Source organism: Rhizobium sp. SG570 (assembly GCF_012275345.1).
Taxonomy (GTDB): domain Bacteria; phylum Pseudomonadota; class Alphaproteobacteria; order Rhizobiales; family Rhizobiaceae; genus Rhizobium; species Rhizobium lusitanum.
Map to the genome: position 1 here is coordinate 92,482 of NZ_JAAZQI010000016.1, position 22,089 is coordinate 114,570.

Below are 22,089 nucleotides of genomic sequence, written 5' to 3' on the forward strand. Positions count from 1 at the left end.
GCATGGAAGAGCAGCGATCAGCCGTTTATGTGATCGATGACGATGCGTCCGTGCGAGACGGGCTCGACAGCCTCCTGCGCTCGATCGGCTACGACACGCGTGGTTTTGCCTCGCCGCGTGACTTCCTGTCGCACCCTCGTTCGGTCGGCCCGGCCTGCATTGTCCTCGACGTCCGGATGCCGGATGCGAGCGGCCTCGATTTTCAGGACGAGCTAGCGAAGGCAGGTTATCTGACGCCTATCATTTTCCTTACCGGACACGGCGATGTGCCGATGTCCGTAAGGGCCATGAAGGCCGGCGCGGTGGAGTTTCTCCTGAAGCCGTTCCGCGAGCAGGATCTTCTCGACGCTATCCGGCAAGCTCTCGAAATCGATCGGACTCGCCTTCGGAAGGAAGCCGCGGCCATCGATCTTCAGGAACGTCTTTCGACGCTCACATCACGTGAACGCGAGGTCATGGCGCTTGTTGCGTGCGGCCTTCTGAACAAGCAGATCGCCGCTGAGATCGGCCTGAGCGAGATCACCGTGAAGGTCCATCGTGGTCAAGCCATGCGCAAGATGCGGGCCGACTCCGTGGCCGACCTCATTCGAATGGCCGATAGTCTCGGATTGACCAAAGCAAGTGTCGACCGTCGGGGAAATGGTGTGGCGCCCGGGCAGCGTTAGTCTCGGTCTCTTCGCTAAGCCGGTGGGGCGGTGACGGTGCCCTGATGAAATATCATCTGCCACCTGCCATCGATGCGCTGCCAGATCGAACTGCGCAAGACATGCCGCGGCGGCTTACCATCTTTTAATGGCCGAATGGCTCGATAAGTCACCAGGACTGCATCGGGTGAAATCGATCGAAACGCGTAATCGCAGGCGGTGACCAACGCTGAAGGTTTATCCGCCGTCTCCTCCGCCAGCCGTGCGATGAGCTCGTCTCTATCGTTATAGATCGTTCCCGAACTGCCGAATTCAACGAATCCCTCCGCCAGGAGCGCCGCCACTGCATCCGGCGACTGGCGGATTTCCGGACGATGCAGTTTCTCCTCGAGCATACGAATTTCTTCACGCTCGCGCAGCGGAACTTCCGTGGCCATGGCAGCATCCGTTTCGGTTTGATTTCGGTGTGAAAGCCTCAATTTCAATGTGCATCAGGCCAGCGACTCCAGGATTCTTTCCCGCTCGACCTTGTAGACGTGGTCATAATCGGTCTCCCTGAATTGTTCCAATTCACTGGCGAAAAGCTCGGCTGCATGATGGCCGGCATGTGTCTTTTCGTCTTCTATGACCGCAGCTATCCGGCGAAACAGTTCGGACTCGAAATTGCCTGTGACGTTCAGTGCGCTCGGCCTTGCCAGTCTCGCCCCGCCATCCAAACGGATTGCAGAGACGTAAAACTCATCTTCATAACCGGCGCCCGCCGATGTCAACTCGGCGCGCCCATAGAGCAGCAATCCGGTTTCCCAGCGATCGCAGAGGCGAATGCTCAGCTCATCGAACGAGTATTCGCAGGAGAACACATCGGTGTGCATTGTCATTCTGCTGCCTTCGCGTTTGACATGGAGTCCACACGTCCTATTTTCCTGTTGTCCATCATCACTGTGTCCGCCAGATCCGTCGCAGTAGTGTTGGGCTTACTGGGCATTAACGGCACTTCCTTTCAGCATGCTTCCGGCTTCCAAATCCATGGCCTGTCCGGTTTCGCTGACTTCGTGCAAGGTTTTAACGCTTGCGCGGGCTCATTCCTTTCAGTGCCAATAGGCTCTTAATGAGAAATTGCCATTCAACACGATACATGTCAACATTATTTGTGTTTATTTAGGTCGAGAAAGACACTAAAAGTGTTTGAGGCTTATGACCGCCGACATATCCAGCGAAAGTCACAGATTTGGTGAGCTATGCGAAAGGAGAAAAGGCGGGCTTGCTACTTCCGCGCAATATGTCCGCAGATGCGGCCGATGATCGTCAGCCGCTCCAGTTCGACAGTGAATGTTTCCAGCGCCGGATTGTCCGAAATGATTTTCACCTGGCTCGGATGCGTGAAGGGCACACGCTGGAGACGCTTGATCTGCGGTTCGGAATAGCCGTCGCTAATGGCGTAAACGGTATCGGTCGTCATCTGGTTTTGGGAGAGATCGACGATGACGCGATCGCCTGGCATATATGTAGACTGCATGGAGTCGCCGATCACCTCCATGATGATGGTATGGTTTGGCGAAGCTTTCGCCTCGTTGCGCAAATACCCCGCGGGAATCAGCCATTCCGCAACGATCTTGTGGCCGGCGACATTCCCGGAGCCGACGGGCAGGTTGATGACTTCGCCGACAACGCCGCTGCCGGCACCTAGCTTGACATCCACTTCCGGCGTTGCGCCTGCGATCTGCGGCTGCCAATGCTCGCGGCTGTAGCTGAGCTCATCGTTATCTTCAGCGAATCCTTCATTGTATTGCTCGTCCGGATCGAAGGAGGTGACCATGTTCGGTACCGAGCGGGCCACTTTGCGCGGCCCTTCGCCGGTCAGGAGATAGGCTGCCGTCGTGCCGAATTTCTTGGCATAGCGGTTAGCGATCTCGGCGTTGAATTCGTTTTGGCCGTTCTCGTGCGCCCGGTAGGTGGAAAGGCTCACGCCGAGCGCTTCTGCCGCCTTCGTGGCTGATGGATAATTTGCGGCTTCGCGCGCGGTCTTCAGTCGTTCGCCCATGGATTTTTGCATCAGGTGACACTCGCAAAATTATTAACATAAATCATGTTGACATCGACATTATTATCAACATAATTTGTGTTTATCAAGGAGCCTGCGGTGCAAATCGCCGTGGCCGGTACGCTGGCTTAACCGGCGTGCGATGGAAGATGTGTTTAGGGGTGATGGCATGATCGCGAGCTGGAGGGGCAGGAAATCATATTTGCAGACGGGATATTTCGACCGCTTCTGGGACTGTCCAGGCTGTCATCGGGCTATGTCGATCGCAGAGATCATCGAACTGCATTGCGAAAACTGCGACGCAGCCGTGGAGCCGGCGGAGATGGACGATGCCGAGCCTGCGACACCGGCGCCGAATCCGGAGGAGATGCCATGAGCGAAATGTTACAAGGCTTTCTGGCGTGTATCGGCGCCGCGCTCTTCTTCGCCAGTACGCTGGCGGCGATAAAATCCGTCTTCTGGAGATCAGAATATTCAGGCGATCAGGATGACGCCTGCGGTGCACCTGAGGGTGACCAGATCCATTTCCGGATGACCGGCGACAAAGATGCCGGCGCGGCAAAGCGGACACGCTTCGCGAAACCGAGCTGAAAATCGGCTTCTGCACGAAAAATCAAACCACAGAATCCAACTCACAGACCTGGCCTCGCCGGCCAGAGGAGGTTGCTATGAATGAATTTCAAATCGGAACAGAAGCGGTTACCGGCGGTCATCTCGGCTGGATTCGCAAGGTTCATCGCGCGACGAACGAGATCCTCAAGGATCGAAGCGGCGAACCGATTGTCTTTGCGACGCAGGACGCAGCAAAGGCCGCCGCTGGCGAGGCCATGGTTGCCTATCTGAACACGCCCATGCTGCGCGATGGCGCGAGAGTGGAGGCAATTTCCAAGGCGGAAGCTTTCTTTAAGCCCAAGCCGATCGGCGTTGCGGCCGGGAACATGGCGTGACCGATATGCCGCGGTGGAACAAGCATACATTTTCTTGCGAAAGGAGCCGCAGGATCGATGACCAAGGGCAAGCTTGATCTTCTTCTCGATGGCCTCGGCATCAAGCTCGTTCCGGTCCATCGCCGCCGCGCACCGGCCCAGAGCCATGCTCGCGGGACCAGGCAGGAAATCCGGGGGCGACATGGCGACGGACATCTGGTCTTCGTTCTGCGCTGCATCCGTCAAACCGGAAATAATCGCGACGAGCTTTGGTCGGATACGATCGGAGCAGTCTCCGATGTTCTTATGCAGCGTCAGGATTGGGCGCTGCAGCGTCCGGGCGACCTGCTTGACGCCTTCGACGACATCGCACTTGCTTCGCTGCGCTTGGATGCCGTGGCGAGGCGGCCTTGGCCGGTTCGCGCGACGCTGCGAACCCTAATCTATTGGGAATTGGAGAGACGACTTGATGCACCGACCCGCCTCGCAGTTTGACGATCTATCCCATCATGCGGCTGAGATCGCCGATTTGAGCCTGATCGTTCGTGCTCGCTTCATCGAGGCGGCCGATACGATGGTTCACCTCGATGTCCGCGGCGTTCGCCCGGACAGAATGCGCACGCTCTGGCCGGATGTCCTGCCCGAGTCGATGGATCATGCCGATCTCCGCATCCGTTATCGCCCGAGCGCTGCCGCCATCAGTCGGGCCGAAGAGGTGTTGCAGGATTGGCTGCGGATCCACGTCCGGGACGAGGAGCGCCGCATCCTGCTTTCGCGCTGGTCCGTTTGCCTTGCTGCACCTCGCGTCGCCGGATCTTTTCGGGATTTCTGCGCCCGAACCGGGCGTGTGCGGCGCACCGCGGAGCGGCGCATTCAGAGCGAATTTCAGAATGTCGCCGGCGCACTTCTCGCCACTTCGCCGATATTGCAGGAGCCTGACTGGTCGCGCATATCGCCGATGATGCCGAATTCGGCCGGCGGTTGCGAGCGGGTTAAACCGCCGATGACCAAACATGCAACGCATTGGTTGCCGGATGACGCCCGGCCGGTGTTCGATGCGGCCAGCCCTGAACTTGCAGAGCTTGCCAAGCGGCTTGAGCGCGGAAATCGCCGGCGTGCCAAGATGAAGGTCTAGATCGCGACGGCATTTCCGGTCCGAATCCGTATTTGCCGCTGTGGTCGACCTTGATCGTTTTTCACCTTATGGTGACATGCTGCTTTCGAATGCAAAGACGCCGCTTAGCCGAGGGCTTGCGGCGTTCTCGCCAAAATCCGGCACGGCATATTCTGCCAGAATCCGAAGTCGCGATGCCGGCAGGTGAGCGCGCCACGGGTCGCCGATTAGAACCACTGTGCCTTTTGCCAGACAGCGATCCAGAAATGCGGTGACGCGTTTTGCGAGGGCCGCTTCATAGAAGAGATCACCGATACAGACGACATCGACGGCGGGAGGTTCGCCTCTTGTCAAATCTGCGAGGACGGGCTGGACAGCCACGTCATTCAGAGCCGCATTGAGCCCGATGGCTGCGATGGCATAGGGATCGATATCAGCGGCATACACGTCTGCCGCTCCGGCCTTTGCGGCTGCAATGCCCACAATTCCTGAGCCAGCACCGAGGTCGAGCACGCGGCAACCGGCGACGGTTTCTGGCCTATTCAGAAGATAGCGTGCTAGTACCAACCCTCCACCCCAGTAATGTGCCCAATAGGGGGAGCCGAATTGCGGATCCCGCTCTGCGAGATGTCGCAAACCACTATGCGGGCCTGCCTTGTGCAGCCGAATCTCGGGAATGCCGGGAACGGGCAGAATCGGAAGATTGGTGGTGATGAACTGCCGTGCCCCGTCGAGGCCTGGGCCGCTTTCCAAGTTGTGGCTCAATGCTTCCTCTTGCTTCGCCTCTTGGGAACTATCATCAGATAGTCGCCGGCGAGAATATTGATCAATTCGTCGGACTGCGGAGCGGGATATTCTCAAGGGATTTCAAATAATTATCCATTGTCTTCGTCAAGATTCGTCAATCCTTGCAGAGCCGTTATCCTTCAAGGGTGTCGCCAACAGCGCCGAATTGGGGTATTGGTTTTGACATGATGAGAACAGTTGCAGCGACGCACTGTTGACCGCAAGCGATGTTTTAAACCGCTTGTTTCCTTTCAAGGCTCCATCGGAATTTCAAGCATGTCCAATGCCGACAAGCCGGTCGTGCAGCGAAAGCCGCGCGCGCGCCGGCGCAAAGCCGTTCCGGCCGGCGATACGCCGCTCGATTATATGTTGAAGGTGATGCGTGATAATGAGGCGGATCAGAAGCGACGCGATGAAATGGCGAAGATCGCAGCATCCTATGTTCACCAGAAGCCAAGCGAGCGCCCAGGAGCTGGGGCCAAGGGAAACCGGGCTTTCACGATCGATTTAACCAATGCCACGGATGAGCAGCTTGCGACACTCGAATCCCTCTTCGGTCCGCTTGCCGGATCCGGTGACGATGATGGCGGCGATCCAAGAGGAGAAAGCGAAGCGGACAGTTGAGCGTGAGCGGGCTCGGCGTAAGAGACAGATCGCCGCGGATGCCGAGCGGATTCGCGCCAATTGCCAGTCGCTGGCCGGCTTCGTCCGAGAAGCCTGGCATGTCGTCGAGCCATCTGCGGACTATGTCCATGGCTGGCACATTGACGCGATCTGCCGGCATCTTGAAGCAGTCACTTCAGGCGAGATCACGCGGCTGCTGATCAATGTGCCGCCGGGCACGATGAAGTCGCTTCTCTGCGGCGTCTTCTGGCCGGCATGGGAATGGGGACCGAAAGACAAACCACAACTGCGCTATCTCGGCGCGTCCTATTCGGAACATTACGCCAAGCGTGACAACAGACGCATGCGCGATCTGGTTGCCTCGGAATGGTATCAGGCGCTGTGGGGGGACCGGGTCAAGCTGACGAGAACCGGCGAGATGGCCTTTGCCAATACCCGCACGGGATCGCGCCAGGGCGTGCCGTTTTCAAGGCTGACCGGAGGTCGCGGTGATCGGGTCATCATCGATGATCCTCATTCAGTCGATGGTGCGGAATCCGAAGCGGAGCGTCTGTCGACGGTTCGGACATTTCGCGAGTCCGTGCCGACGCGGCTCAACGACCCCCAGCGTTCGGCCATCGTCGTGGTGATGCAGCGATTGCATGAGGCGGATGTGTCCGGCACCATTCTGGCGCTTGGGCTCGGTTACGAGCATCTGATGCTGCCCATGGAGTTCGAGCCGGAGCGCTGTTGTCGCACATCGATCGGGTTTGTCGATCCGAGGATGGAAGAGGGCGAACTGCTCTTTCCGCAGCGCTTTCCGCGTGCGGTGGTGGAACGTGACAAGATACCGCTCGGATCCTATGCGGTTGCCGGTCAGTTTCAGCAGCGACCTTCACCGCGCTCAGGCGGGTTGTTTCAACGCGGCGATTTCGAAATCGTCGAGGCGGTGCCTGCCGGCGCGAAACGCTGCCGCGCCTGGGATTTCGCTGCCTCAAAGGAGCGTCCCGGCCGTCAGCCGGACTGGACCGTCGGTCTGCGCATGGCATGGGCTGACGGCGTCTTCTACGTCGAGACTATCGCCCGCGGACGATGGTCGGCCGCCGAGGTGGAACGCAATCTGAAAAACATGGCGTCGCAGGATGGGCCGACGGTGATGATCCGCATGCCGCAAGATCCGGGTGCGGCCGGCAAGGCGGACGCGGAAACGAAGATCAAGCTGCTGGCCGGCTTTCCGATCAGAGTTTTGTCCGCGACCGGTGACAAAGCGACGCGCGCCAAGCCGGCGTCGGCTCAGGCGGAAGCGGGGAACGTCAAGCTGTTGCGTGGAGACTGGAACGAAGCATTTCTGGACGAGATCTGCGCCTTTCCGAACGGGCAGTTTGATGACCAGGTCGATGCCTTTGCAGACGCTCTGAACGAGCTCGCGCTGAGCTCTTCCTTCAGCTTCACGAATTTCTAGGCTCGCTGGCGCGGGTCTTTCATCACATTGATATCAAAGGACAATCCATGGGGCAGATATTCTCGATGGTTCGTGACGGATTGGTGAGCCTTGCATCCCGCATGGGCACCGAAAGAGACAAGGCGGCTTCGGTCTTCTATGCGCAGCCGATCCTGACAGACGAGCAGATTATCGCGGCCTATCGTGGCTCCTGGCTGCCGCGAAAGATCATCGACATCCCGGCACTGGATAGCTGCCGGAAGTGGCGAAACTGGCAGGCCACGGGCGACCAGATCGGATTGATCGAAGCGGAGGAGCGCCGGCTCAATCTGCGCGGCAAGGTGCTTGAAGCGTCCACGAAAGCGCGTCTGTTCGGTGGCGCTGCCTTGTTCATCGGTACCGATGAATCCGATCCGGCACTGCCGCTCGACATGGAGGCAGTTGGAAAAGGCGGCCTCAAGCATCTGACCGTGCTGACACGCCACCAGCTTGCAGCCGGTGACATGGATGGCGATCCGGCGTCCGAGTGGTACGGCAAACCGAAATTCTACACGCTAACCGGCGCCAACGGGACGCAGGTGGTTATCCATCCGTCGCGACTGGTCATTTTCAGAGGTGTCATGACGCCAAATGAAGAGTTCGGCGGCATGGGCAATCATGCTTGGGGCGAAAGCGTGCTGGCCGCGACATTCGACGCGATCAAGAATGCGGATAGCACAGCGGCCAATATCGCCAGCCTCGTCTTCGAAGCGAAGATCGATATCATCAGGGTGCCGCAGTTCTCTGCCAATATCGGCAATCAGGCCTATGAGGACGCCGTGTTGCGCCGCTATACGCTCGCCAATGCCATCAAGGGTGTCAACGGAACGCTGATCCTCGATGCTGAGGAGGAATACGACAGCAAGGGTGCGCCGCTCTCCGGTCTTACCGACATTCTGATGGCTTTCATGCAGATCGTTGCTGGTGCCGCTGATATTCCGGTGACACGCTTGCTGGGCCAATCGCCCGCCGGCCTGAATGCCACCGGCGCTGCCGACATGAAGAACTATCACGACCGGATCCAGGCAATCCAGGAGCTTGACTATACGCCCGCAATGGCGCGGCTCGACGAATGCCTTATTCGTTCTGCCACCGGTGCCCGCGATCCGGCGATCTATTCCAGCTGGGCGCCCTTGGAGCAGATGAGCGAGAAGGAGCGGGCCGATATCTTCAAGACGAAGGCAGAAGCGGCGCGAGCCTTGTTTGGCTCAACTGCCGGCGGGGAGATTATCGCGCGACAGGCGCTCTCCGAAGCGCTGGTGAATGCTTTCGTCGAGGATGGATCGCTGCCCGGATTGGAGGCGGCCATGAAGGCATCCGACCAATCGGAACATGCCGCCCAGCCCAAACTGGCTTCTGACCCGATCGAAGAACGCAACGTCCTGTCGATGTAACCGCCCATGCATCCGGCTTTGTCATAGCCAGAAACTCCTATTCTAAACTCCATTAGGCTCCGACCAGGAGAAATCCCAACATGAATTTCACAGACACTGTCACCGTCGCGGGAACGCGGCGGACCGGAGACGGCTACCTTGTTGCCGACGCCCGGATCGCCCGCACAGGCATTCAAAGCTATAGCGGTGCTGAAATGGGCCGGCCCGAGATGCACGCCGTGCGGATCTATCGGCCGGGCACGGAAGTCTTTTCCGACGATACGCTGAAAAGTGCCGCTCACCGGCCGGTGACAAACGAACATCCGCCGGAAATGGTCACGTCGGAGAACTGGAAGAAATACTCTGTCGGCCAGACCGGTGACGAGATCGCCGGCGAGGGCATCTTCCTCCGCGTGCCGCTGATGGTCAGCGACGAAGCGGCCATTCAGGACATCGAAAGCGGCAAGCAGGAGCTTTCGGCCGGCTACGTCTGCGACGTCGACTTTACCGCGGGCGTAACGCCTGCAGGCGAAGCGTATGACGCCATTCAGCGAAATATTCGCATCAACCATATCGCCATTGTGCGCCGTGGCCGAGCGGGCTCGAAAGTCCGCATCGGCGATGCAGCCGCACCGTGGGGCTGCTCTCCTCTCGCAGCCCCACGTTCGATTTCCGATCATCATCAGAGCAAGGAAGGAATGATGCCCACGAAGACAATGACGATCGACGGCATCGACATCGAGGTCAGCGATCAGGCCGCGGAGATCATCACGACATTGCAGCAACGACTTGCGGATGCGGAGGTTGCGCACCAGAAGGCCATCGCCGTTCGCGATGCGGAACTCGATGGGCTCAAATCCGCACTTCCAAGCGATGCTGAAATCGATCGGAAGGCCGAGACGCGCGCCGACTTGATCGGCCTTGCCAAGACGATTGCCGGCAATATCAAGACATCCGGCCTCACCGATGCGGCGATCCGCAAGGCTGTCGTTATCGCCAAGGCAGGCGAGGGCGCGGTGCAGGGCCGATCGGATGCCTATATCGACGCGCGTTTCGACATGCTGGCCGAGGGGCTGCGCGAAAAGCCGGATCTGTTTGCCGATGCGGTCAAGGGCGGCATCAACTCGACGCAGACGTCCATGTCCTCAGCCTTCACTGCCTATGCCGCCATGGTTCGCGACCTCCAGTCCGCGCATCTGGCCGCCAACCCCACCTAACCAGGTCAACGAAAAGGAGACGCTTCAATGGCGACTTATCAGACCACCTATGGAAACGCTCCTCGGAAGGGCCTGCATGGGCAGATCGCTTCGGAGGAACAGGCCAACAAGATCAGCCGTACGGTGGAGAATGCCGCCGGAATCAAGTTCGGCCAGCCCGTCCAGCGCGGCCTCGCCGACCACGGTGTGGCGCCTTACGCCGCCGGCGGCAAATTCCTCGGCATTGCCGTGCTGACGCCGACCGTGCTGCCGGATGTAGCACCAGCCGGCGGCTTTGCGCAGTTCGTCACGGGCGCATTCCTGACCTCCGGTCAGATGTACGTGCGGGCAGGCGGCGCCGTCGCCGATGGTGACGCTGTCTACTACAGCTCCGCTGCCGACGCCTATGTCAACGCAGCCGGCACCGGCATCGTCGGCCCCATCCCCGATTGTTTCTTCGACACGAGCGGCAGCAACGGCGACATCGTCGAAATCTCGCTCAAGCACAGGAGCGCCTAATCCATGAACCAATTCGTTCGACAGCATTTCGCGGACGCCCAGGCGGCCTATTCCTTCGTTATTGCGCAGGGTCGCAATATCGAGACCCGTATCTACCAGCGGCGCTATCCGACCCTCAACTATGGCCTCCATGTTCCTGTCGTCACTGAAGGTAACGAATGGGCTGCCGGCACGACCTTCTTTACGGTCGACAGCGCCGGCGAGGCGAAGTTCCTCTCCGCCGCCGGCACGGACATGCCGTTCAACCAGTCAACGCGCGACAGCGCCAGCCACGACTTCGCGATGCTTGGCTCGGGCTGGGAATGGAATCTCGAGGAGGTCAACCAGGCCGCGCTCTACAATCTCGATCTCAACGCATCCCACGCCATTTTCGCCGCCGATAAGATCGAGCGCCTGCTGAATTCCGTCGCCATGATCGGCTCGACGGAAAAGGGCTGGACCGGTTTCGTCAACGATCCGAACGTCTCGCGTGTCGATGTCGCTGCCGATGGCACAAGCGGCTCGACGCACTGGTCTGCCAAGACGGCCGACCAGATCTTGCGCGACGTCAACGATCTTATCGGCGGCGTGCGGAAGAGAACGGGCGAGGTCGAGTGGGTCGACAGCCTGCGTCTGCCGCCCGAAGCCTTCCGCCTGATCGCCGCCAAACGGCTTGCCGATGGCGACGGCTACATCACCGTGCTGGAGTTCCTGCGGCGCGGCAATGTTTACACCGCCGAGACCGGGCAGCCGCTGGACATCCAGCCGCTGCGTGAGTTGGCCACAGCATCGCAGGATGGCGGCGGCCGCATGGTGGTCTATCGCCGTGATCCTGAGGTACTGCGTTTCCATCTGCCGATGCCGCGCCGCGTGCTGCAGCCGCGCCAGAAGTCGATCATGAGCTTCGAAACCGGCATCATCGCCCGCACCGGCGGCACCGAGGTGCGTCTGCCGGCCGCCATGGCCTATGGCGACGAGATCACGGCTGCGGCCTGACGCTGATTGCCCTCTTTCCGCCTCGCGCGGGGAGAGGGCGTCTGTCTTCTCAACGATCGATACGGAGCTTTCATGTCCGCATCCTTTTACGGCACGCTCGCTGCCGCCGATGCCTATTTCGCCGATCGTGCCAATGCCGGCTGGGCGCTGGCCAGCGATGGCGATCGCCTGGCGGCGCTGGTGCGCGGATCGCAGGTGGTCGACAGCCTTTACGAGCCCAAATTCAGCGGGCGGCGAACCGGGGGCTATGACCAAGCCTTGTCCTGGCCTCGCAGCGAGGCGACGACGGTGAATGGTGAAGTGATCGCTGACGATGCATTGCCGCTGGCCGTGACTTATGCGGCCTATGAAGCGGCGGCGCTCGAGCTTTCGGAACCCGGCAGCCTGACGCCTGTCATCGTTGCGGCCCGCACGGTGAAGCGCGAGAAGGTGGGGCCGCTTGAGACGGAATATGCCGTTGCCGATACGAGCGACGACATGATCGCCGCCGCAAAGCCGGTGCTGACCATGCTTGACGGGCTTCTCTACCCACTCCTGCGCCCGGTACTCCCCGGCATTCTGGTGGTGTGATGGCCGCTTTCGATTACGACAGAGCACGCGCGACGGCCGAGCGTTTGATCGCAAAATTCGGCCAGAAGGGCAGCGTGCGGCGTATCAGGAGTGCCGGTCCGGATTACGATCCGGTGCAGACGAGCGAAGACTTTCTCTGTTCCTTCGTCGATCTCGACCAGAGCCAGGCGCATATCGCCGACACGCTGATCCAGCGCGGGGATCGCATGGTCTATCTCTCGACCGAGGGGCTTTCGATCACGCCGATATTGGCCGACAAGGTGCTGATCGGCGGCGCCGAGCATGCGATCGTCGATATCCAGCCGCTGTCGCCGGGTGGGACGGTCGTCTTCTGGCAGATGCAGGTGCGGCGATGACGGCGCTCGTGCGTTTCAAGACCATCCTGACGCTTTGGCTGCTGTCACGAGTGATCCTGCTGCTCAATCGGGTTTCACCGTTGCCGGGAATTGAGAGGAGTGGCGGAGCGAAGGCCGAATCCCAAACCGCCAGACCTGCGGTTCGCGCCCGCTACGGTCATCTCACCCTTTTGAATTTCGAGCGGCGTGGCTCTTCACCGGGCGACGCCGCCGATGATCCATAACGCTATCAAGGGGCAATCGACATGGCTTCCTCCAATTTCTCCGCCGATATCGCCGCCTGGGCCGAGCGGACCAAGAGGCGCATGGAAGAGGTGGCGAACCTCTCCGCGCAGCGGCTGGCCGGGGCGATCGTCGAGGCAACGCCTGTGGCCTCCTGCGAACTTGTCAATTCCTTCCGGGTCTCCGCCCCGCCACGGCAAAGCAGGGACGCGGAGGGATCCAATGAAGGCCAGCCGGTCGATCTGGCCGGCCTCGGCGTGCCATTAGGCGGGATGATCCATATGGGGTTCACCGCGCCGCACGCCGCTGCCGTCGAATACGGCAAGGATGGGCAGGCGGGGCAGGGCATGGTGCGGCTTGCGGCGCGCCAATGGCCTGACATCGTCGAGCGCGCCGCACGCGACTCGGCGGACTGATCTCTCTAAATTTCAACATCATAGACATGGGTGACGCATGGCGACGGGGACGGACGCTCTCATTCTGGCTGCGCTGCTGGATCATCTGGCGGCGCTCCAATTCCAGCCGCCATTGCCGGTGGCGCAGCCGGGCATTGCCTTCCCCCCGGCGGGGCAAGAAAAGCCGGATAACTATCTGGCCGTCAGCTACCTGCCCAACCGTCCCCGGCAGGTGACGCTCGGCGATGATCCGCAGCAGAAGCTCGGGCTTCTGCAGGTTTCCGTCTATTGGAAGGCCGGCGGCGGGCTGATCAAGCCACTCGATGCCGCCGGCCAGGTCATCGATCATTTCAACAACAAGACGCTGTTCGCCTCTGGCGTGAAGATCACGATCAGCGGCGAGCCGTGGGCCGCAGGCCCGATCCAAGAGGATGACCGGGTGCAGATACCGGTCACCATTCCCTACACCGCCTTTGAACCGGAGACATGATCCATGGCGAACAAAAGCACGAAGAAGGGCTCGAAAGTCTACGTATGCGAGACGCCCCAGAATACCGACCTGACGGCCAGCGCCTATGCCGCGCTGACCTGGGTGCAGGTGGGGAAGGTCGGCAAGGTCGGCGATTTCGGCTCGGAATCCACCATCAACAACTACAATACGCTGGATGAGCCGGTGCAGCAGAAGCAGAAGGGCGTTTCCAACGCCGGCGATCCGGAGCTCGAAGTCGCCTCCATCGCCGACGATCCCGGCCAGGACATCCTGCGCGTCTTCGGCGATCCGCTTAACATCAACAACATGGCGATCAAGGTCGAGCGCAACGACGCGCCGCAGGGCAAGACCAACACGGTGTTCTATTCGCGCGGCGTCGTTTCCGGCCCGCTCTATCCCGGCGGCGGCTCCGATGATTTCGATCTGGAGAAGTTCAAGGTCGGCCTCAACCAGCTGCCGATCCGCGTCGATCCCGTCTCCACGCCGTAAGCGCGATCTTACGGAATCTTGCCCGCGTCGCTCTCCTGCGGCGCGCGGCTACCTTCACATGTCCCAACCGATAAGGTGTTTCCTTGGATATCTCCAGTCTCGTCAATTCCGAAGATCTCTTCGAGCTGCAGCTCCTGCATCCGGCCACCGAGGAGCCGCTCGGCATTTCCTTCATGATCCGCTCGGCCGAGAGCAACGAGGTGAAGAAGATCGTTCGCCAGCATAGCGATCGTTTCCTCGCCAGCCGCAAGAAGAAGCTGACCACCAGCAAGGTCGAGGCCGAATATCTCGACAAGGCCGCCGCCGCCATCGCTTCCTGGAGTTGGGACGAGCAGCAGTGGAAGGGCGAGCAGCCGGCGCTCTCCTTCGAGAAGGCTCGTGAAGTGGTCGAGGAAGCCGGCTGGATCTACGATCAGGTGGCCGCCGCCTCGGAGGACCGCGCAAATTTTATGAAGAGCTTGCCGAAGGGCTTTCAGAAGCCGTAGGGGTCGTTGCGCGCTATGATTGCGTGCGCGATACAAACGGCGAGACCCGGCGCGAGCGCAACGAGGCCTTCGAGCTTTTAAGCCCGGAGGCCGAGGTGCCGGAGGCCGGCCATGCGCTCTGGGACTGGTTCTGGGACCTGCGCTCGACGCAGGCTTCCGGATTTTCCGGCCCGGCGCCGCTCTCACACCAGGAAATGCTGGGCTGGCTGCAGCTGACCGGCAACCTCCTGCGCCGCGAGGACATCGCCGTGCTGAAGGCGATGGACGGGCGCTATTGCCAAGCGGTGGAGGAGGAGACAGAGGCGATCAGGGCGCGGGAGGCGGGGTGAGGTGCGCAGTTGCTCCATTATAAATGGATCTAGTTTGGCTTTATTTTGCTGAAACTCCACTCAAGTTCATTTAGCCCATCGACCGACGTATTAACTTCCCAACTGAGAGGCGCATCGCTCCTCTTGCCGACATACACGCATTTTGCGGCGTGCCTCACCGGCTCTTGAAGATCATTGAGCGTCTCATAAACTATCGATGCGCTGAAAAAAGAAGATCTTGAGATGCCACTATCAAACGCCTTCAGCTCGGTTTGGATCCATGCATCGTCTATAGCTAGCGGGTAGCCCGACGCTCTGGATCGCTGTTGTCTCGTGACGAGATAGCTTTCAAGCAATTTTCTATCTAATTCTAATTCGTCGAGTTCGGAAACCTTTATGCGTTTATATTCCGACGACGAGGGTAGGCGTTCTTTGAGAACTGTTTCGCAGGCCGTGACAAGTTTCGAATCAAACAAGTCGCAGCTGTTTAAGAACAATGCGCTAGCCACCAGGCACATAGTACTCGCTATAGGCTTCGTTCGGTGAAGATGCATTATAATTCCGCTGGGTGGTGCTTTTTGACAAAATGTCGACCGCGTCGGGATGACGCTGCGGCGCGACAATGATGAGCCATGAAATGGCGACGAGGCGCATAGTCATCATCGCAAAAGAAGGTTTGCGCCCGCCCGTTGCCGCGTTGGGTGACGTGATGTGGAATATCAGGGGCGACGATGCGAGCGAGACGGGCCATTGGTTGCTTTGGTCAGATCTGAAATCTATTGAGTGCACTGTCACCGTAATTTCGGATTGCTACCCCAAAGCTATTGGGTGCGTCATATTTGATGAAAATATTGATTTGCGCGGGCTTCACTTTGCGAAGAAATCGCAGCCGCTTAAAAGTGGCAGCAAAAACGACATGGCCACAACATTTGAAATTAGCTTCATGGAATCCCCCGAGTACCCCCAACGGTTGATTTTGCCATCTACTCAAAAGGCATGCCAGTGACCCATGCTGCAACTTTCGATTTATTCTCATATTAACGCTGCTTGTTCCGCCATTCCATCTCGGTATCGCCATCGATACTCACGACGAACTCGTTAACCGTCGAATCGCCCCCAAATGCACTTGCGTATTCGCACCTGGAGACGCCACGAATTGGTGTACCGTAGGCGTTTGGTGCGTCGTAACTTATCTGAAGAACATACCGCATAGGCTTTGCCGCACCGCTGTCAAAATCGTCCATCGTGACTGCCTGGAGCGCAGGAGAACCTTTGCTGCCGAAGAGGTGTTTGTACTCTGCGCGGCCAATGGCTTCCTCCGACCGCGTGATTTCGATCCGTTTGTATTCGGACGGTGACCGAAGCCTATTCTTGAGGACACTTTCACATACTGTGACGATCTTGGCGTCAAAGAGATCACAGCTAGCCAACAGCGATAGCAAAAGAGCCACGCCGGCCAATCTCCACAATCTAATCACGAAATCCCCCATTCAAAGCGCAGGGTTGTATTTCGCATGGTTTTGAAAGGGATACCAGTGGCAGATGTTGCGATATTGATTACCGAACCGGTCGCAAACTGTCAGTTAACGACGAGCGGCTATTCGGAATTTTGATATTGACAGATCTAACTGTCTTTGGGCCGCTTGCAACTCTTGGAGGCAACGCTCTGCCGCTCTTGCGGGAAGCTTCTTCTGCTCACGACGAAAATTCTTCATTTGTTCGTCGACAATATTCGCCGCTCTATCTCGTGAATTGCGAATAGCTTGGGGATTATCCATCGGGCCTAGAGAGGAAAATGCTTGTACTGTTCTTTCCCGCGCAAGATCATAAAAAGAGGCGCCGATGGCGTCTTGGCAAATATACGCAACACCCAAGTAAATTATGCCCTGCGTACCAACCTCCTCAGCTGCTTTGCTTGCTGCTGTTCGGTCAGCGTCCTCCGCATAGACACTACTCGCGACCATGAATGCCGCTATAAATAAAAACACGCGCATAAAATACCCCCGGTTGAATCAACCATAAGACGATAGCGTACAATTCAAACAAAAGGAAAGCCTGTGACGGACGTTGCTACGTTAAGTCTTGTGGTTGCTATTTCTAGCGTTTCCCAAGCGATTGTCGAAGTTGACAATCTGTCCGGAGCCTCGAAACGAGCGCAGGGAATTACGGTGACAGTGCACTAATTCCCAACGACGACCTTGGCTTTGCGGCCGCGAGGAGCCGGCTTGAGGGTGGCATCGGTGAGGTCTTCGAGCCGGTCTAAAAAGTCGGTGTTGCCGATGGGGCGGCCGATGCTTTCTGCTCGGCGAAGCGCAGCAAACGCCATCTCTTCTTCTCCGGCAGTGAGGAGGGCGGCGAAATCGGGAAAGCGAGCGCGAACCGGTGCTGTGGTCGTGACGCCGTCATCCTCAATCAGTCCAAGTTGGGCCGCGACACTCGACCATCGCCAATCGGCAGCCCCGCCGACTTGAGCCCTAACCCCGGAAAATTCCAGCGCCCGCTGGCCCAAATTCGGGGAGCACTTCAATAAGTGGAAAATTCCAGGTCTGAATGGCCTAATTTAACGGGGGCACGTCAATCGTAATTCTCCACGTAGTTTAGTGTGATTCAATGGATGAGCCATCTGAAAATATCGCGAAACCAACCCTGATAAGGTGCAATTGGTCTCTGGGATATTTGCTTCTTCTCAGGAGAAAGAGCTGCTTCGGATTGAATGATGCGGTATAAATCGGAGGAATCTGCCTTAAGTAGAGATATGTCTCCTGCCGCCATATCAGATGTCTTTCCGTCGTTAGAGTAATATTCGCATTCTACTAACGTATTTAATGGTTTATTTTCATCGTCTGCCGCGTTGAATTTTATAATTGCACCATAGATCGTCGGATTTAAGGAGCCATTGTCGAAAGATTTAAGAGATTCAAGCTGAAAACCCTTAATATCCTGCTTTATGTTGGCAAGTCTATCGGCACTTAAATTTTTGAAGTCATAATCAAGACGAGAATACGTGCGCGCGTAGCGATCCTCAAGTTCAGATCTGGTCAGCGGCTTTTCTGATAGAATGTAGCCGTCGCGCTTATAACTCGATGGCCTTATGAGATAGTTTTTCAGATTTGCCTCACAAGCCTTTACGATTGGCGGATCAAAGACGCCAAAGCTGTAGAGTAACAACAACGCGGCAAGCACCGCAATCACGCCTGAAATTAGCTTCATCTAAACTCTCGTAGCTAGCTCAGTCGCATTTTTTGCATGAAATCCAAAATGTGATCCAGTGATAGATACTGCAACTCTCGATATATTCTCGCTTTGAAGTAGGCAGCCAATGTGTTCAGCCGCAGATCTATGGATTTCTAGGCTGCGTAAAATCGATATAGTTCTTTTGTGCGGTCTGCAGGTCGTGGTTTACGGTTGAAATATTCCACACGCATCCCTCGATATCCTCCTTCCGGCCAGGTTTCTTTTCGCTCTCGATAAACTTTTCAAGTCTGTTGACTCGTTGTGCCGCCATTTCCGGTGACAAGCCGATTTGCTGAAAAGCCTTCTCGGCATACGTCCGAATTGCGTTGTAATATGTCGTGCCAAGCACATCTCGGCATTGATAAGCAATCACGAAACTCACGTTCACACCATCGATGACTTTACCGGTCAGCTGAAGACGCTTGTGCTCGTCGTCAGCTAAAACTTGCGTGGCGATTGTGCATACGAAGAATGCAGCCATAAGTAGTTGAGGCTTCATTGTCGCTACCGCTCTTATTAACGCTGTGTTTCTAACCAGTCCGCGTTCGTTTTGCCGTCAACCATTACGTAGAGACGGTCCGCTCTGGAGGTGTCTTCATTGTCGGTTGGATACTGACATCTGGAGGTGCCGCGAATTGGTGTGCCATAAGCGTTAGGAGCATCGTAAGTTATAAGAACCTCAAACATCAGAGGTTTTACACGGCCTTGGTCAAAATCCTTCATCCTGGCTCCCTGGATGAGTGGTCCATATTCGTCTCCCGCCAAATAGCGTTGGTAGTCGGCGCGGTTGAGAGGCTCGTTGGATTCTTTGATTTCGACCCGCTTGTATCCTGCCGGTGCTAAAAGTCTCAATTTCAAAACTTCTTCGCACACGGTCACCAATTTCGATTCAGAAGAGCTACAGCCGCCAATGGCTGGCAGCAAAAAAGCCACGCTGACCAATCTCCACAATCTAATCACGAAATCCCCCGTTCAAAGCGCAGGGTTGTATTTCGCATGTTTTGAAAAGGTACGCTAGTGACAGATGTTGCAACTTTGGGTGTGAAATTCACAATCGTTGGTGCCGATCAGGTCGCCACGGGGATGAATCGTGTTGCCGTTGCGGCCAACAAAGTGGAGTCGGAAATTGGGGCCGCGGCGCGCGCGACTGGCACGTTAGGTGGCAAGGCGGAATTACGGTGACAGTGCACTAATTCCCAACGACGACCTTGGCTTTGCGACCGCGAGGAGCCGGCTTGAGGGTGGCGTCGGTGAGGTCTTCGAGCCGGTCTAAAAAGTCGGTGTTGCCGATGGGGCGGCCGATGCTTTCTGCTCGGCGAAGCGCGGTAAACGCCATCTCTTCTTCTCCGGCAATGAGGAGGGCGGCGAAATCGGGAAAGCGAGCGCGAACCGGTGCTGTGGTCGTGACGCCGTCATCCTCAATCAGTCCAAGTTGGGCCGCGACACTCGACCATCGCCAATCGGCAGCCCGCTCGACAAGGCGAGCGCGCACCGGATTGAGGGCGACGTAGCGGAGCGCTGCCGCCAGATGCTCTTCATCCATGGCGACACAACCGAAGCGGCCCTGCCAGAAATGGCCGGTCCGGCGTAGCCTTGCATGGATATGGCCGGCATAGGTGCGATGAACGCGAGATAGTGCGCGGCGAATACCGTCAGCATCCGCTGGAATAAGGATGAGGTGAACATGATTGGGCATCAACACCCAGCCCCAGACTTCTACGCCGGCGGCACTACAATGATGAGCGAGGAGATCGCGATAGAGCGCATAGTCATCATCGCAAAAGAAGGTTTGTGCCCGCCCGTTGCCGCGTTGGGTAACATGATGTGGGATATCAGGGATGACGATACGAGCGAGGCGGGCCATCGATTGCGTTGGTCAGATCTGAAAGCTTATTGAGTGCACTGTCACCGTAATTCACGCCGTAAGCGCCATCTTACGAAATCTTGCGCGCGTCGCTCTTCCGCGGCGCGCGGCCACTTTCAAATGTCCCAACCGATAGGGTGTTTCCTTGGATATCTCCAGTCTCGTCAATTCCGAAGATCTCTTCGAGCTGCAGCTCCTGCATCCGGCCACCGAGGAGCCGCTCGGCATCTCCTTCATGATCCGCTCGGCCGAAAGCAACGAGGTGAAGAAGATCGTTCGCCAGCATAGCGACCGCTTCCTCGCCAGTTGCAAGAAGAAGCTGACCACCAGCAAGGTCGAGGCCGAATATCTCGATAAGGCAGCCGCCGCCATCGCCTCCTGGAAATGGGGCGAGCAGCAGTGGAAGGGCGAGCAGCCCGCGCTCTCCTTCGAGAAGGCCCGCGAAGTCGTCGAGGAAGCCGGCTGGATCTACGATCAGGTGGCCGGCGCCTCGGAGGACCGCGCAAATTTTATGAAGAGCTTGCCGAAGGGCTTTCAGAAGCCGTAGGGGTCGTTGCGCGCTATGATTGCGTGCGCGATACAAACGGCGAGACCCGGCGCGAGCGCAACGAGGCCTTCGAGCTTTTAAGCCCGGAGGCCGAGGTGCCGGAGGCCGGCCATGCGCTCTGGGACTGGTTCTGGGACCTGCGCTCGACGCAGGCCCCCGGCTTTTCCGGCCCGGCGCCGCTCTCACACCAGGAAATGCTGGGCTGGCTGCAGCTGACCGGCAACCTCCTGCGCCGCGAGGACATCGCCGTGCTGAAGGCCATGGACGCGCGCTATTGCCAAGCGGTGGAGGAGGAGACAGAGGCGATTAGGGCGCGGGAGGCGGGGTAGGTTTTAGGAAGCGACTTCAAATGCATCAACCAAAGAGCCACCTGAATGTATCGCGAACCCATCCCGCATAAGGGGCAATTGGTTTCAATTCTCTCCGCAATTCTTCCACAGTTCGGGAAGGGGCATAGCTAAAGTCCCTAAGTATCTCAGAATCACTGGCGGAATCAGTTTTAAAGATGGAAACCCCGCCCGCTGATACTTTGGAAATGCTGCCATCAATGGAAAGATATTGACAATTAATTGCTCTGGTAACCTTTTCCGCTCTCGTATTCAGCACGTTAAAGTTTATGGTTGCGGTATAGAGCATAGGCTTTATCGAGCCTTCATCAAATCTCTCCAGAAAAAAGCTTCGTATGTCGGGGCTTTGTTTGTACTCTTCTTCCAGGTCACCTCTGGTACCCGGCCTCTCGTTAAAGAAGAACCTGTTGCGCTCATAGGTGGAAGGTGCCGCGAGATACCCTTTGAGACGGGCCTCGCAAGCGGTCACGATCGGCGGATCAAAGATGCCAAAGCTGTAGATCAACAGCAACGCGGCAAGCACTGCAATCACGCTAACAATCAATTTCATTAAAATTCCCGCGAAATAGCTTTGCAGCATTCAGCCGAAGACACGACGAAGCTGGTCGCGAATCCAACCAGCATAAGGGGCGATTGGCTTTGAGTATCGCAACTCCTCTGCCGGTGTCGGAGGCGGATCGTTGCCGATGTCTCGTATTATCTGGGAAAATGCGGAAGCATCCACTGGCGAAGGGACGACCGACCAAATCGCAATTTGGGACGTGCTGCCGTCGGTGGAGAAGTATCGGCAAGTAACCGTTGTCGTGACGTGATCAGCATTCCTGTTCAATGCGCTGAAGTTCAGTATTCCGGTATAAATTACTGGCTTCAGCGCTCCCCTATCAAACTCCTTCAGGTAGAATTTTTTCAGATCGGGATGCCGAAATGCCTCGTCAAGTTCGGCTCTGGTGGCGGGCCTCTCACCGGGGATAAAGCTGTTACGCTCATAGCTTGACGGTACCACGAGTGCCGGTTTCAGATTTTCCTCACAAGCCGTCACGATCGGCGGGTCGAAGGCGCCGCAACTGCTCAGCAGCGCCAACAGAAACGACGTGATCGCAATATTTGAAAACAACTTCATGAAAT

Annotated in this window: 35 protein-coding genes; 22 read left to right on the forward strand and 13 right to left on the reverse strand. The window is 57.6% G+C overall.

Annotated elements, in window-relative coordinates; all coding sequences use genetic code 11:
• The first annotated feature begins 2 nt into the window (after positions 1–2).
• Positions 3–665, forward strand: coding sequence for a response regulator transcription factor (locus FHT28_RS27050; protein ID WP_037194527.1), 663 nt, complete (start codon positions 3–5; stop codon positions 663–665).
• A 14-nt stretch (positions 666–679) separates the two neighbouring features.
• Here FHT28_RS27050 and FHT28_RS27055 read toward each other — a convergent pair whose 3' ends face one another.
• The 3 genes from FHT28_RS27055 to FHT28_RS27065 all read right to left on the reverse strand — a co-directional run bounded on the left by FHT28_RS27055 (position 680) and on the right by FHT28_RS27065 (position 2,697).
• Positions 680–1,081, reverse strand: a complete 402-nt coding sequence (locus FHT28_RS27055; protein WP_037194524.1) for a DUF4440 domain-containing protein — start codon at positions 1,079–1,081, stop codon at positions 680–682.
• 54 nt (positions 1,082–1,135) lie between these two features.
• Positions 1,136–1,522, reverse strand: coding sequence for a hypothetical protein (locus tag FHT28_RS27060; protein ID WP_037194522.1), 387 nt, complete (start codon positions 1,520–1,522; stop codon positions 1,136–1,138).
• A 386-nt stretch (positions 1,523–1,908) separates the two neighbouring features.
• A complete protein-coding gene (locus tag FHT28_RS27065; RefSeq protein WP_037194520.1) occupies positions 1,909–2,697 on the reverse strand; it encodes a LexA family transcriptional regulator in 789 nt (262 codons plus the stop codon).
• A 360-nt stretch (positions 2,698–3,057) separates the two neighbouring features.
• On the opposite strand from FHT28_RS27065, the gene FHT28_RS27070 reads away from it, so the two are divergent.
• The 4 genes from FHT28_RS27070 (at position 3,058) to FHT28_RS27085 (ending at position 4,746) form a co-directional block, all read left to right on the forward strand.
• Complete coding sequence (locus FHT28_RS27070) at positions 3,058–3,276, forward strand: hypothetical protein (RefSeq protein ID WP_168597904.1); 219 nt, start codon at positions 3,058–3,060, stop codon at positions 3,274–3,276.
• A gap of 77 nt (positions 3,277–3,353) precedes the next feature.
• Positions 3,354–3,632, forward strand: coding sequence for a hypothetical protein (locus FHT28_RS27075; protein WP_092577543.1), 279 nt, complete (start codon positions 3,354–3,356; stop codon positions 3,630–3,632).
• Positions 3,633–3,689: 57 nt separating this feature from the next.
• Positions 3,690–4,106, forward strand: coding sequence for a hypothetical protein (locus FHT28_RS27080; protein WP_168597905.1), 417 nt, complete (start codon positions 3,690–3,692; stop codon positions 4,104–4,106).
• Entirely contained in the window at positions 4,081–4,746 is a 666-nt protein-coding gene (locus FHT28_RS27085; RefSeq protein WP_037194513.1) for a DUF6362 family protein, read from the forward strand. The genes FHT28_RS27080 and FHT28_RS27085 overlap by 26 nt, the downstream gene beginning before the upstream one ends.
• 66 nt (positions 4,747–4,812) lie before the next feature.
• On the opposite strand, the gene FHT28_RS27090 is transcribed toward FHT28_RS27085, so the two are convergent.
• Complete coding sequence (locus tag FHT28_RS27090) at positions 4,813–5,490, reverse strand: 50S ribosomal protein L11 methyltransferase (RefSeq protein ID WP_246704963.1); 678 nt, start codon at positions 5,488–5,490, stop codon at positions 4,813–4,815.
• A gap of 297 nt (positions 5,491–5,787) precedes the next feature.
• Here FHT28_RS27090 and FHT28_RS27095 point away from each other — a divergent pair, with 297 nt between their 5' ends.
• From FHT28_RS27095 to FHT28_RS27165, 15 genes are all read left to right on the forward strand, one after another.
• Entirely contained in the window at positions 5,788–6,135 is a 348-nt protein-coding gene (locus FHT28_RS27095) for a hypothetical protein (protein ID WP_092577535.1), read from the forward strand.
• Entirely contained in the window at positions 6,092–7,576 is a 1,485-nt protein-coding gene (gene terL, locus FHT28_RS27100) for a phage terminase large subunit (protein ID WP_210255884.1), read from the forward strand. The genes FHT28_RS27095 and terL overlap by 44 nt, the downstream gene beginning before the upstream one ends.
• 47 nt (positions 7,577–7,623) lie before the next feature.
• Positions 7,624–8,988, forward strand: coding sequence for a phage portal protein (locus FHT28_RS27105; RefSeq protein ID WP_168597906.1), 1,365 nt, complete (start codon positions 7,624–7,626; stop codon positions 8,986–8,988).
• A gap of 80 nt (positions 8,989–9,068) precedes the next feature.
• On the forward strand, positions 9,069–10,184 hold the full coding sequence (locus tag FHT28_RS27110; protein ID WP_168597907.1) for a DUF2213 domain-containing protein: 1,116 nt from the start codon (positions 9,069–9,071) through the stop codon (positions 10,182–10,184).
• Between the two features lie 27 nt (positions 10,185–10,211).
• Positions 10,212–10,682 carry a DUF2190 family protein gene (locus FHT28_RS27115; protein ID WP_168597908.1) on the forward strand — a complete coding sequence of 157 codons (471 nt, stop codon included), beginning with the start codon at positions 10,212–10,214 and terminating at the stop codon, positions 10,680–10,682.
• Positions 10,683–10,685: 3 nt separating this feature from the next.
• A complete protein-coding gene (locus tag FHT28_RS27120) occupies positions 10,686–11,657 on the forward strand; it encodes a DUF2184 domain-containing protein (RefSeq protein ID WP_168597909.1) in 972 nt (323 codons plus the stop codon).
• A gap of 72 nt (positions 11,658–11,729) precedes the next feature.
• A complete protein-coding gene (locus tag FHT28_RS27125; protein ID WP_092577525.1) occupies positions 11,730–12,227 on the forward strand; it encodes a DnaT-like ssDNA-binding protein in 498 nt (165 codons plus the stop codon).
• Positions 12,227–12,583: a hypothetical protein gene (locus FHT28_RS27130; protein ID WP_168597910.1), complete on the forward strand. Its 357-nt coding sequence runs from the start codon at positions 12,227–12,229 to the stop codon at positions 12,581–12,583. Before FHT28_RS27125 ends, FHT28_RS27130 begins: the two co-directional genes overlap by 1 nt.
• Positions 12,580–12,807, forward strand: a complete 228-nt coding sequence (locus tag FHT28_RS27135; protein WP_168597911.1) for a hypothetical protein — start codon at positions 12,580–12,582, stop codon at positions 12,805–12,807. The genes FHT28_RS27130 and FHT28_RS27135 overlap by 4 nt, the downstream gene beginning before the upstream one ends.
• 21 nt (positions 12,808–12,828) lie before the next feature.
• Positions 12,829–13,221 carry an HK97 gp10 family phage protein gene (locus tag FHT28_RS27140; protein WP_168597912.1) on the forward strand — a complete coding sequence of 131 codons (393 nt, stop codon included), beginning with the start codon at positions 12,829–12,831 and terminating at the stop codon, positions 13,219–13,221.
• A gap of 37 nt (positions 13,222–13,258) precedes the next feature.
• The gene (locus FHT28_RS27145; protein WP_015340443.1) at positions 13,259–13,690 is read left to right on the forward strand and encodes a phage tail terminator-like protein; all 432 of its coding nucleotides are present in this window, start codon (positions 13,259–13,261) and stop codon (positions 13,688–13,690) included.
• 3 nt (positions 13,691–13,693) lie between these two features.
• The gene (locus FHT28_RS27150; protein ID WP_168597913.1) at positions 13,694–14,179 is read left to right on the forward strand and encodes a hypothetical protein; all 486 of its coding nucleotides are present in this window, start codon (positions 13,694–13,696) and stop codon (positions 14,177–14,179) included.
• Between the two features lie 83 nt (positions 14,180–14,262).
• Complete coding sequence (locus FHT28_RS27155) at positions 14,263–14,664, forward strand: hypothetical protein (RefSeq protein WP_168597914.1); 402 nt, start codon at positions 14,263–14,265, stop codon at positions 14,662–14,664.
• A 23-nt stretch (positions 14,665–14,687) separates the two neighbouring features.
• On the forward strand, positions 14,688–14,993 hold the full coding sequence (locus FHT28_RS36395) for a hypothetical protein (protein WP_168597915.1): 306 nt from the start codon (positions 14,688–14,690) through the stop codon (positions 14,991–14,993).
• 601 nt (positions 14,994–15,594) lie between these two features.
• A complete protein-coding gene (locus FHT28_RS27165) occupies positions 15,595–15,978 on the forward strand; it encodes a hypothetical protein (protein WP_047562828.1) in 384 nt (127 codons plus the stop codon).
• Positions 15,979–16,009: 31 nt separating this feature from the next.
• Here the strand turns inward: FHT28_RS27165 and FHT28_RS27170 are convergent, their stop codons facing one another.
• The 7 genes from FHT28_RS27170 to FHT28_RS27200 form a co-directional block, all read right to left on the reverse strand.
• Positions 16,010–16,423, reverse strand: a complete 414-nt coding sequence (locus tag FHT28_RS27170; RefSeq protein WP_131512300.1) for a hypothetical protein — start codon at positions 16,421–16,423, stop codon at positions 16,010–16,012.
• Between the two features lie 132 nt (positions 16,424–16,555).
• Entirely contained in the window at positions 16,556–16,966 is a 411-nt protein-coding gene (locus tag FHT28_RS27175) for a hypothetical protein (RefSeq protein ID WP_047562833.1), read from the reverse strand.
• 185 nt (positions 16,967–17,151) lie between these two features.
• Complete coding sequence (locus FHT28_RS35910; RefSeq protein ID WP_210255885.1) at positions 17,152–17,298, reverse strand: hypothetical protein; 147 nt, start codon at positions 17,296–17,298, stop codon at positions 17,152–17,154.
• A gap of 281 nt (positions 17,299–17,579) precedes the next feature.
• Positions 17,580–18,182, reverse strand: a complete 603-nt coding sequence (locus FHT28_RS27185; protein WP_047562838.1) for a hypothetical protein — start codon at positions 18,180–18,182, stop codon at positions 17,580–17,582.
• Positions 18,183–18,309: 127 nt separating this feature from the next.
• Complete coding sequence (locus tag FHT28_RS27190; protein WP_131512302.1) at positions 18,310–18,705, reverse strand: hypothetical protein; 396 nt, start codon at positions 18,703–18,705, stop codon at positions 18,310–18,312.
• 17 nt (positions 18,706–18,722) lie between these two features.
• On the reverse strand, positions 18,723–19,139 hold the full coding sequence (locus FHT28_RS27195) for a hypothetical protein (RefSeq protein WP_131512304.1): 417 nt from the start codon (positions 19,137–19,139) through the stop codon (positions 18,723–18,725).
• A 256-nt stretch (positions 19,140–19,395) separates the two neighbouring features.
• The gene (locus FHT28_RS27200; RefSeq protein WP_168597917.1) at positions 19,396–20,070 is read right to left on the reverse strand and encodes a transposase; all 675 of its coding nucleotides are present in this window, start codon (positions 20,068–20,070) and stop codon (positions 19,396–19,398) included.
• 145 nt (positions 20,071–20,215) lie between these two features.
• Here FHT28_RS27200 and FHT28_RS27205 point away from each other — a divergent pair, with 145 nt between their 5' ends.
• Both FHT28_RS27205 and FHT28_RS36400 read left to right on the forward strand, forming a co-directional pair.
• Positions 20,216–20,617, forward strand: a complete 402-nt coding sequence (locus FHT28_RS27205) for a hypothetical protein (protein ID WP_047562844.1) — start codon at positions 20,216–20,218, stop codon at positions 20,615–20,617.
• A 23-nt stretch (positions 20,618–20,640) separates the two neighbouring features.
• Complete coding sequence (locus FHT28_RS36400; RefSeq protein WP_047562847.1) at positions 20,641–20,946, forward strand: hypothetical protein; 306 nt, start codon at positions 20,641–20,643, stop codon at positions 20,944–20,946.
• A 25-nt stretch (positions 20,947–20,971) separates the two neighbouring features.
• On the opposite strand, the gene FHT28_RS27215 is transcribed toward FHT28_RS36400, so the two are convergent.
• Complete coding sequence (locus FHT28_RS27215; protein ID WP_131512306.1) at positions 20,972–21,514, reverse strand: hypothetical protein; 543 nt, start codon at positions 21,512–21,514, stop codon at positions 20,972–20,974.
• Positions 21,515–21,544: 30 nt separating this feature from the next.
• The gene (locus FHT28_RS27220; protein WP_047562850.1) at positions 21,545–22,084 is read right to left on the reverse strand and encodes a hypothetical protein; all 540 of its coding nucleotides are present in this window, start codon (positions 22,082–22,084) and stop codon (positions 21,545–21,547) included.
• Positions 22,085–22,089: the final 5 nt, after the last annotated feature.